This is a genomic window from Amphritea sp. (assembly GCF_016744155.1).
GTDB lineage: Bacteria > Pseudomonadota > Gammaproteobacteria > Pseudomonadales > Balneatricaceae > Amphritea.
The window spans coordinates 1-11,026 of record NZ_JADGEW010000009.1 but is presented as its reverse complement, the minus strand read 5'-3'; the positions used below and the strand labels follow the sequence as shown (position 1 = coordinate 11,026).

General features: G+C 47.5%; 7 protein-coding genes. 6 read left to right on the top strand and 1 reads right to left on the bottom strand.

Annotated features, from left to right (window positions below; translation table 11 throughout):
- Positions 1–15 precede the first annotated feature (15 nt).
- The 6 genes from QZZ54_RS09270 (at position 16) to serB (ending at position 8,452) form a co-directional block, all read left to right on the top strand.
- Entirely contained in the window at positions 16–336 is a 321-nt protein-coding gene (locus QZZ54_RS09270; RefSeq protein ID WP_290702005.1) for a DUF3467 domain-containing protein, read from the top strand.
- Between the two features lie 73 nt (positions 337–409).
- Positions 410–2,236 (top strand): HlyD family efflux transporter periplasmic adaptor subunit, encoded by a 1,827-nt coding sequence (locus QZZ54_RS09265; protein WP_290702004.1) that lies wholly within the window; start codon positions 410–412, stop codon positions 2,234–2,236.
- Positions 2,236–4,383 (top strand): hypothetical protein, encoded by a 2,148-nt coding sequence (locus QZZ54_RS09260; RefSeq protein WP_290702002.1) that lies wholly within the window; start codon positions 2,236–2,238, stop codon positions 4,381–4,383. The genes QZZ54_RS09265 and QZZ54_RS09260 overlap by 1 nt, the downstream gene beginning before the upstream one ends.
- The gene (locus QZZ54_RS09255; protein ID WP_290702000.1) at positions 4,383–6,365 is read left to right on the top strand and encodes a hypothetical protein; all 1,983 of its coding nucleotides are present in this window, start codon (positions 4,383–4,385) and stop codon (positions 6,363–6,365) included. Before QZZ54_RS09260 ends, QZZ54_RS09255 begins: the two co-directional genes overlap by 1 nt.
- Entirely contained in the window at positions 6,365–7,186 is an 822-nt protein-coding gene (locus tag QZZ54_RS09250; RefSeq protein ID WP_290701998.1) for an efflux RND transporter periplasmic adaptor subunit, read from the top strand. Before QZZ54_RS09255 ends, QZZ54_RS09250 begins: the two co-directional genes overlap by 1 nt.
- A 51-nt stretch (positions 7,187–7,237) precedes the next feature.
- On the top strand, positions 7,238–8,452 hold the full coding sequence (gene serB / locus QZZ54_RS09245; protein ID WP_290701996.1) for a phosphoserine phosphatase SerB: 1,215 nt from the start codon (positions 7,238–7,240) through the stop codon (positions 8,450–8,452).
- A gap of 89 nt (positions 8,453–8,541) precedes the next feature.
- Here the strand turns inward: serB and QZZ54_RS09240 are convergent, their stop codons facing one another.
- On the bottom strand, positions 8,542–10,674 hold the full coding sequence (locus QZZ54_RS09240) for a GGDEF domain-containing protein (protein WP_290701993.1): 2,133 nt from the start codon (positions 10,672–10,674) through the stop codon (positions 8,542–8,544).
- Between the last annotated feature and the right edge of the window lie 352 nt (positions 10,675–11,026).

Here is an 11,026-nt window from a genome sequence, read left to right as displayed (position 1 = left end):
CACGAAGGAACTGAAATGGCTGATAAAGAAAAAAAGGTACAAGGTCCAACTATTCGTTGGGATGACACTAAAATGACAAGTACCTACGCTAATGTGTGCAACGTATCTAGCACCCGAGAGGAGATCACACTGTTGTTTGGTCTTAATCAGGCTTGGAATGCACAGCAGAAGCAACTGACTATCGAGCTGTCTGATCGAATCATCTTAAACCCTTATGCGGCGAAGCGAATGGCAAACCTGCTGAATAATGTTTTGTCTCAGTACGAAGAGCGTTTCGGTGAGATTGGTCAGGGAAATCCTGAAGCAGAAGAAGCTGCGAAGGCTGAAAGCCACTAACTTCTAGCTTTATAGGTTATGCCCGGTTTATCCGGGCATAATTGTTTCTACAACTTTATAAAAAGCCGGTTCCATGCAGCTAGATTCCGAATCAAATAACGACCAGTTACGCCAGGCCTGGGTACAGTTCAGCGGTGCAGAAAGCTATAACGACTATTGTCAGTATTGGCTAGAGCTAATGTGTACTCGTATTGGTGGTGTCACTATGGCTGCGCTGGTATTGGAAAGCGGTGATGCTGGTTTTTTGCCAACGGCGGTTTGGCCTGAAAAAAGCCAGCCTGATGATGAGTTTACCGCCCTGATTGAAGAGGGGATTGAGGAAGCGGCCGGATTAGTACATACCCTGGTTTCAGGGAGTTACGGTGTAGCCTTTCCTATCCGCCTTGATGATAAGTTAGTGGGTGTTGTTGTTCTCTCTCTGAAAGTACCTCAAATTGTGCTGCCTGAAGTGATGGAACAGATTCAGTGGGGAAGTGCTTGGATTGAGTTGTTAGTAAGGCGGCAGCAGGGCAAAGAGCAAGGCGAACAGTTTGATCGTTTGTCCGGTGCAGTAGATCTGCTTTCTGGTGTTTTGGGGGAAGAGCGTTTTCAGCCTTCTGCATTACGGTTTGTTAATGAATTAGCGGCAGCTTTTGGCTGTGATCGCGTAAGTTTTGGCTTAACTAAAAGCCGTCAGACAGAAGTGACGGCGCTGTCCCATAGCGCACAGTTCGGCAAGAAAATGAATTTGATCAGGCGTCTCTCCGGCGTTATGGATGAGGCGATTCTGCAACGAGGAGTAATCAATTACAATTTTGTAGGTAGCAGTGAGAGTCAGCTAGTGTTGCGTGAGCATGCACAGTTTTCTCAGTCAGGTGGTAACGGCAATATTCTTACCATTCCTTTGCACAGTGGAGATGATTACTTTGGTGCGGTGACCCTTGAGAGAGCGGTAGGCCAACCTTTTGATGAGCACGAAGTTGGACGTATCTGCAGTGTCGTTGCACTTTCTAGTGAGGTTTTACGTAATAAAGAGAAGCAGGATAGTAGCTGGTTTCAACACCTTTACCGTTCTACCCGGACGCAGCTTGTGCGCTTATTTGGCGCGGGTTACTTAGGCCGTAAACTGATATTGCTTAGCATTGCTCTCATCTGTCTGTTTTTTACCTTTGCTATGGGCACTTATCGGGTTGCTGCAGATAGTCAGCTAGAAGGTGAAGTGCGACGGGCAATTGTTGCTCCTTTTGACGGTTACCTTGATGACGCGATGGTAAAGGCGGGGGATAGGGTTCGTGCTGGTGAAGAGATGAGCCGGTTGGATGACCGGGATCTAACGTTGGAGAAACTGGGGTATCTCAGTGCGCAAGCAAAACTGCAGCGGCAGTATGAGGAAGCGGTCGCTCAACGGGATAGGGCTGAAGCGAAAGTACTGCAAGCGCAGTTGGAACAAAGCCGGGCGGAATTAGACCTGGTCGAAAGTAAATTGCAACGAACCCGGCTGAAAGCACCTTTTGATGGTCTGGTGGTCAGTGGAGACCTGAGCCAGCGTTTAGGTAGTTCTGTTGGACAGGGAGAGCTTCTGTTTGAAGTTTCGCCTTTGGACAACTATCGGATTATCATCTGGATTGATGAACATCGGATGCTAGATATTACGGAAGGTCAGCAAGGAAAACTTGTGCTTAATTCCCTGCCTGAGGAAAGCTTTAGGTTTACGCTGCGCCGCGTAACGCCAGTAACTGAAGCTAGAGATGGCGGTAATTTTTTTCGTGTGGAGGCTGAATTGCTCGACCCTTCTCCTGTTCTACGTCCAGGAATGGGTGGTGTAGCAAAGGTTGAAGTGGACGAACGACGTTTGATCTGGATCTGGACCTACCCATTGATACAGTGGTTTAAGTTGAAACTCTGGGCCTGGATGCCCTAATGTCGACCTCTCTTTTTAGCCCATTCTGGCACCGGGTTGCTGCAGTAAAGCCCCGCCTGCGCTCTCATATTGAGATTAATCGCCATATTTATCGAGGTGATGTCTGGTATGTGATTCAGGATGATGCCAGTGGGCGATATCACCGTTTTACACCACAGGCCTATGCGTTGATTGGTTTGATGGATGGCCAGCGGGATCTGGATAAAATCTGGCACAGTGCAGGTGATCAGCTGGGCGATGATATGCCCTCGCAGGATGAAGTGATTCAGCTGTTGTCGCAGCTCTATCGAGTAGATCTGATTCAGACTGATGTAATTCCCGATATAACCGAAGCGGCTGGACGTCGGGCAAAGGATAAACGCAATAAAATGTTGGCGATGATTAAATCACCAATGGCGGTCAAGATTCCGTTGATTGATCCTGAGCCCTTTCTTAATCGTACAGCGGGTTTTAGTCGTTGGCTTTTTAATCCTTTTACTGGGGTTATCTGGCTCTGGTGCATTGGATGGGCTTTGATGCAGGCCGGTTATCATTGGGATGAGCTAACCAACAACCTGGCAGACCGTGTATTTGCAACGGAAAATCTATTTCTGATCTGGCTTGTTTATCCTGTGGTGAAGCTGATTCACGAATTCGGTCATGCCTATGCTCTGAAGCGTTGGGGCGGTGAAGTTCATGAAATGGGTGTAATGTTCCTTATTTTTATGCCCATCCCCTATGTAGATGCATCCTCATCGGCTGCATTTCGCAGTAAGTATCCACGCATGATGGTTGCAGGTGCGGGAATTATAGTTGAAGCGTTTATCGCCGCGGTGGCAATGGCCGTTTGGGTGTATGCCGAGCCTGGTTTGGTGCGCAGTCTGGCGTTTAATACCCTGCTGATTGCTGGCGTTTCGACGCTGCTATTCAATGGTAATCCATTGCTGCGTTTCGATGCCTACTATGTATTGTCAGATTTTCTTGAGATTCCAAACCTGGCCTCCAGAGGCACTCGTCAGGTGGCGTACTTGTGCAAGAAATATTTGTTGGGGCAGGAACATGAAGAATCCCCTGCTTATACTCAAGGGGAGGCACGTTGGTTGTTTATTTATTCGATAGCCAGTTTTGTATATCGAGTATTTATCACCATTACCATCGTGCTTTTTGTAGCCAGTGAACTGTTTTTTATTGGTATTCTTCTGGCTATGTTGTCGCTTTATAATATGTTTGGTAAGCCATTGTTTAGCATAATCAAATATCTTTTTATGGATAGGAATATGGCACAGAAAAGAGGGCGAGCCGCTCTGGTTACTATAGCGGTGCTGGGAGTGATCGGATTGTTATTATTTGTCGCGCCGGTACCACGTATGACCTTGGTGCATGGCGTATTCTGGGCCCCGGATTCGTCTCGGTTGACGGTGGGTAGTAATGGTTTTCTAAAAGAGCTAAAGGTTGCTTCTGGAACTGAAGTGCAGGCCGGACAGACTTTGTTTGTCAGTACCAATGAAGAGCTTGAGTCTCAACTGAATAAGACCGCAGGTCGGATCAAGGAACTGCTGGTTCATTACCGTACGGCGGTAGCTGATGCCCGCCAGAATGAAGCGGGTATTATTCAAGAGGAAATTCGCCAGGCTAGGGCTGAGCTTGAACGAGCACTTGAAGAAAAACGAGAATTAGTCATGAAAAGCCCTGCTGATGGGGTATTTCAACTCGCAATGCCGGTCGATCCAACGAGTCGTTATATACCCCGTGGAACATTGATAGGTTATTTGCTGCAGCCTGGTGATTATCGGGTCCGGGCAGTCGTTGGGCAGAATGATATAGCCGCTGTGCGAAACGACTTGCAGAGAGTGACGGTTAAGGTATCTGAGAATATCGATGACACTATAGAAGCTACCCCAGTGGGAGAGATTCCAAGTGCGCAGAAGGAACTACCCAGCGCTGCACTCTCCGTTGATGGCGGGGGACAGTTTGCTCTTGATCCAAAGTCTCAAGATAAACCTGAAGCCTTTGATCCGATATTTCTGTTTGACGTTCAAGTAAATAATCTGCCTGTCTCTCGGATTGGTGAGCGGGTTTATGTTCGTTTTGAACACACTCCAGAACCTATTGGTTTTAGAATTTACCGGCAGATTCGTCGCACGCTTTTACGAGAGTTGGAATTCTGATGATCAGGACAGCCAATCACGCCCCTGCGGATTATCGGCATAGGCCGGAACGACCTGTGGTTCATCTTGATTGGTTAGAGAGGCTACAGCGGAATGTGATGGGTCGCTTTGAGTTGAATCCATGGCGCATGAAGCTGCGTCAGAAGCGTTTTCTGGCGACTGTTAAGTCGCAGAGTGAAGGAATAGAGGGGCGGGCTGAATCTGAGTTGTTACAGCGCGCCAGGCAACTAGGTGATTTGATTCGTCAAGAAGGGTTTGATGATCGTTTGCTGGCAGAGCAGTTCGCTATCATACGTGAGATGTCAGGGCGGATATTGGGTATGCGTCACTTTGATAGCCAGTTAACGGGTGGTTGGATCATGGTCCAGGGCCGCATAGCAGAGATGAAAACGGGAGAAGGTAAAACCCTAACCGCGGTATTACCTGTTATATCTGCAGCTTTGGCTGGGCTTCCTGTTCATGTAATCACTGTAAATGACTATCTGACTGAGCGGGATGCTGAAGAGATGGAGCCGCTTTATCGGTATTTCGGTCTATCTCTGGGGGTTATTCTTCATGAGGTAGATCTGCCTGGAAGGCGTGTTGCCTATCAAAGCGATATTGTCTATATCACCGGTAAAGAGCTAGTGTTTGATTACCTGCGAGATCAGATGAAACTGGTCCATAAGCAGCCAATCAGAATGCAAATGGCGTCTCTACATAGCACCCATGTCGAATCGCAATTACAGCTGCGAGGGCTTCATTTCGCGCTGGTGGATGAAGCGGATTCAGTATTGATTGATGAATCCCGTACGCCTCTAATTATTTCCGGTACACAAGGTAATGAAGAGGAGCAGAGCTTTATTGAAACGGGCTGGGAGCTCTCGTTCCAGCTCCAGGAAGAGACAGATTTTTTGGTAAACAAAGATCGGCGTGAAGTTGATTTTACTGAAGCGGGTCGTGAGAATATTCAAACGTTGAGTAGAGAGCTCGGGCCCCTTTGGAAAGGCTCTATCAGGCGAGAGGAGATTATACAAAAAGCGTTGCTGGCCCGATTTATTTACCAATTAGATATAGATTACTTGGTGCGAGAGGATGCCGTTGAGCTTATTGATCCGTTGTCTGGTCGAGTAATGGAAGGCCGTTCCTGGGAAAAAGGCTTGCACCAAATGGTTGAATTAAAAGAAGAGTGCGAATTAACTGAGCAGCGTATCACCCTGGCTAGAATCAGCTATCAAAATTTCTTTCGCCGTTACCTCCATATTTCAGGTATGACCGGGACTGCCTGGGAGGTCCGAGATGAACTTTGGCGCGTCTATCAACTTGCAGTAACTCCAGTAAAACCTAATAAGAAAGAGCTACGTATCCAAGTAGCTTCTCGTGTTTTTAATAAAAATGACGCGCGCTGGGAAGCTGTTGCAGAGCGTTGTAGAGAACTGGTTAAAGAAGGGCGAGCCATACTGATTGGCACGGCATCTGTTGCTGAGTCGGAAGTGGCTAGTGAGTATCTGAAACAATCGAAGCTTGCTCACAAGGTTCTTAGTGCGAAGGAAGATAAAGAGGAGGCTGATATTGTTATTGAGGCAGGACAGCCGGGACGGATTACGGTAGCGACCAATATGGCGGGCCGGGGTACTGACATTAAGTTATCGCCCTCCGTTAAAGAGTCGGGAGGCTTGCATGTGATTCTGACAGAGCATTATGAGTCCAGCCGGGTTGATAGACAATTGGCTGGTCGTTGTGCACGTCAGGGAGACCCCGGTAGTTTCGAAATGTTACTTAGTCTGGAAGATCAGCCAATCAGATCCCTTCGGGGCAAAAGTCTTTTACCAACCTGTCGCAGTCTAGGAATCAGTAGTGCTGCAGGTCAGAAAGCGGCTTTGAGCCTTTTGCGAGCCGAGCAGCAGTTTGTCGAACGACAGAACTATCTGGCCAGGCAATCAACCCTTGAGTATGATCACAAGCAGAAAGAACTTTTAGCCTTCGCAGGAACAGTAGATTAATGATCAGATACTTTACACTGATAGCCGTATTAGTGTCCGGCAGTGCCATGGCTGTTACCGACGCTGAAGCAGAAAAACTTTTGACTGAACCTCTGAATTCGTCGGGGCACAATGTCGATGATGCTTTAGTATCGGATACACAGGATTCAGAGCGAGCGCCAGCAACGGATTGTCTGCTGACTCCCAGTGTGGACGCTAGTATAGCTAGTTCAGTTGTAGGGGTAATCGATAAGGTGCTGGTCCAGCGTGGTGATCTGGTCAAGAAAGGTGAAGTGCTGGTAAAGCTTCGCTCAGCGGTAGAGCAGGCAACCCTGAAGTTGAATCAGGCGCAGACGGATTATGGCAAGCGTACAATTCAGCGGAATATTGAGCTGTACCAGCGTAACTTGATCTCTGAGCAGGAGAAAGACGAGATTATTATAACTAATCGTCTTTATGGTTATGAAATGGCTCAGACTAAAGCGATCCTTGGGCAGAAAACTATCCGTAGTCCTATCACCGGGGTTGTAGTTGAGAACTTCCTTGATCCGGGTGAGTATGTGGGAGAGGAGCCTATTCTTCAGGTGGCTCAACTGGACCCTTTATATATAGAAGCGGTAGTGCCTGCTCGTTATTTTGGTGAAATTGCTAAAGGTAATGTTGCTGAAGTCACTCTCGAAGAACCCTTGGAAAGTCAGCACCAGGCGAAAGTCATTATTGTTGATCGTGTATTAGATGCAGCCAGCGGAACGTTTGGTGTTCGTCTGACGCTTCCTAATCCTGATTATCTGCTTCCTGCGGGGCTGAAATGCAGCATACGTTTCGATCTTAAGCAGCATTAAATTATCGCGGTGGTATAATCGCCCATCTTCAGTACGTATTGTGAATAGGTCATGAAAGAGATTATCTTGCTTAACATCTCCGGTCAGGATAAACCGGGGGTTTCCTCCTCAATAACCAGTACTCTGGCCCAATTTGATATCGATATTCTCGATATAGGTCAGTCGGTTATCCATAATACGCTTTCTTTAGGGATCCTGATCGGTGTGCCTGAGGCAGCAGAGGCATCCAGTTTGTTACGGGATATCCTGTTTAAAGCTCACGAGATGGATATGCATATCCGCTTTGAACCGGTACCCGCTGAAGAATATGAGAGTTGGGTAACTGAGCAGGGAAAGTCCCGTCATATCATTACTTTGCTGGCCCGAAAAGTGACCGCAGAGCATATTGGCAAGGTCGCTCAGACCGCTGCAGATCATGGCCTGAATATCGATAATATTAGTCGCTTATCGGGTCGGGTTTCGGTTGGTTCGGCTCCTCAGACGAAAACTAAATCTTGTGTTGAATTTTCAGTACGTGGAGCCCCTGCAGATACCGCTCAGCTACGCGAAGAGTTTCTTCGCATCGCTAGTGATCTGGATGTGGATATCGCTTTCCAGAAAGATGATATCTATCGTCGTAATCGCCGCTTGGTAGTATTCGATATGGATTCAACCCTGATCGAAGCAGAAGTGATTGATGAGCTTGCCAAGGAAGCGGGTGTGGGTGATCAGGTGATTGAGATTACCGAATCAGCGATGCGCGGTGAGATCGACTTCACTGAAAGCTTCAAGCGACGTATGGCGCTGTTAAAAGGCCTTGATGAGTCTGTATTAGAAAGCGTTGCTCAGCGTTTACCGCTTACTGAGGGAGTTGAAGAGCTGGTCTCTAATCTTCATGCTCTGGGCTTTAAAACAGCCATACTCTCCGGTGGGTTTAACTACTTCGCTAATTTTCTGCAGAGAAAAATGGGCTTTGATTACGTTTACGCGAACGAGCTTGAGATTGTTGATGGTAAGGTAACCGGCAATGTCACCGGTACCGTCGTCGATGGTAAGCGTAAGGCCGAGCTGCTGCGCAAGATTGCTGAAAAAGAGGGTATTCGGTTAGAGCAGACTATCGCTGTTGGCGATGGAGCTAACGACCTGCCAATGCTGTCTATTGCAGGTCTGGGTATTGCCTTCAGAGCTAAGCCTCTAGTGCGCAAGAGTGCCAAGCAAGCGATATCTACCCTGGGTTTGGACGGTATTCTCTATCTGATCGGTTTTCGGGATCGGGACACGTTATAAAAACCGTGGCTAGACGCGGCTGCGCCGCTTGCTCGTTGCGAGAAAAATCAAGAGCTTAAAAAAACCGCCTGAAGGCGGTTTTTTGTTTCTTAATCAAAAAAGTCATAATCCATCTCTTTTCCTGGGGGCTGTAGGTAGTAGCCTTGAATATAGTCTACGCCCAACTTCCAGAGCCGACCCATTAGGCGGGTATCTTCCACCAAGGGAGCGATTGTGGTGATGCTCGACTTCTTTAACTCTTTAATCATGGCGGCAAACGCTTTATCGGTATCCGTTGAATGGTTCAGGTCCTGAATATAGGAGCCGTCTAGCTTCACCAGGTCTGGTTTAAGCTTTTTACGAAGCAGTTCGCGATTTGCGGATACGCCAAAATGTTTGATGCAGAACTTACAGCCCAATTTCTTAAGACCCGCACGGAAATTCTCTGCCTGAGCCTTGCTTGTACTCAGGTCTGATTCACTTACCTGAAAGACGATAAGATCAGCCGGGATGCGGTATACCTTGAGCTGATCTGCGACCCAGTTAAGAACATCGGAATCTTGATAGAAGCGGGCTGTCAGGTTGATAAATACCCGACTGCGCTGCTGTTCCTTGAGCTTTTCTGCAATACGAATAAAGGCGTGCTCTATTACCCACTTGTCGAGCCGAATACTGGTTTCAGCATGATCCATAGTGGTGAGGAAAACGTTAGGCGATAAACCTTCTTCATTATCATTTTGATTGAGTCGCAGGAAGACTTCATAGTTACCCAGAGCATTTGAGGAAGTCAGGCCAACTATAGGCTGGAATAATATACGGAACTGATCTTTGTCTAGCGCTTCACAAATCGTATTGATAGCTGAGTTATCAATACCCTCATCCTCATCGGTAGTTAGTTCGAAGAGCTTTGCACCGTTACCTTTCTGTCCTTTGCTACCGACTTCATCCGCGGCAATCCGGGCGCGGTTGAGCAGCTCCATAAAATGGGGGGCATTATCATTAATGGTGCAGATACCGATACTACAGTTGGTTTGCACTGTAGTACCAGTGACATTGATGTTCAGTTGAGACACGGCCTGGCACAACAAATCAGCCAGCTTCATCGCTTTATCTGGGCTAGGGTCGTGGAAGAGTACAGCAAATACACCTCCTTCTAACCGTGCACAGATATGAGCTTTGTTGATCTTGTTGCGGAATAGTTCAGCAATATCGGCAAGCACGATATCGCTACCGGTTGCCCCAAGCTCTGATTGTAGTGAACTATAGTTATCAAACTTTACATACAGGAGGCTGCAATCAGCTCCGCCGGGAATGGCTTTGTGAACCGCCTTCTCTAGTGAGTTGATCATGTAATCCCGATCATATAGACGGGTGGCTGGGTCGAAATTTTCAAAACTTCTATCGTTTTGGCGGCTATCAGGACTGATGATTACCTGAAGACAATTTTGGTGCAGATAGCGGGCGTGTTGGATACTGAAAGCTGCTTGGAAGTTTGTTCCATCTATCCGGCGGCCGGTCAGGTCCACTTTGATTGGATGATCATTTTCAAGCGCTTCTTGCAGAGATATTTTAAGTTGGTCGCGATCCTTCATCGCAATAAATTTATCCAGCAGCTCTCCCTGGCTGATAGCGTTTTCCTCTAATCCGAAGAGCTCGCAGAATGCTGGATTAATATATTCTGAGATAAAGTCGTATGATAGATAGCTAATGGGCAGCTCAGACAGTGCTGCAAGCTGTTGGCAGTGCTTCTCAGCTTCTGCTAGCTGTGCTTCGGCAATCCGCAATTGACGACGGTTTTCCAGGTGTTCAAGTTGTCGTCGAATTTGAATTAGCAACAGTTCCTGCTCATCAAGAGAGATTACTGTTGCCATCCGGGCTTTCAGACCCTGCAGCAGCTTTTGACTGCTGTTCTTGGGGACCAGCTGGATAATAGGAATGTCTTTGTTAAGCCGCTGAAGGACCTGGTTAGCCTCTTTTGCAGTAAACTTGCCCTCTACTTGAGGGCTGAGGATAAGATCCCAAGAGCGCTCACTCAGCGCTTCGTTAAATTCTTCTTCAGACTGTACCTGCTGACCCCGGGGTGCAAGTCTGGCACCGCGAAGCAAGGTGATAATGGGATCCGCTTCCTCTGCGGTCAGGCCGAGAAACAGAATATGTACATTTTTGCGCAGACGCTGCCGCTTTTCTGAAATAATCCTTTTTAACAGGGCGTCAGGTGCGCCTGTTTCTGCTTGTCCACTCATCGTATTCTTCTGCAGTTAAGATACTTGTTTGATCTATCGAGTGTATCCGCTTTGAAGGAAACTGTCAGCGGTCAAAAACTTAAAAGTAGTAGCTCGTTGTTCGACGTCACAAAGAAACTTAAAAAGCTGTAGTTCGTAGCTCGACCGTTACAAAGTACGTGCCTAGCTCGTTGCTCGATATAAGCCTTCTTTATTTAGCGTTAGGTTAACGAGAGAGTGAATAGCTTTGTAAGAAAGTGGTTGAGTTGGTTGGGCAGGGGCTGATAATTCTGAGCAACGAGCAACGAGCAACGAGCAACGAGCAACGAGCAACGAGCAACGAGCAACGAGCAACGAGCAACGAGCAACGAGC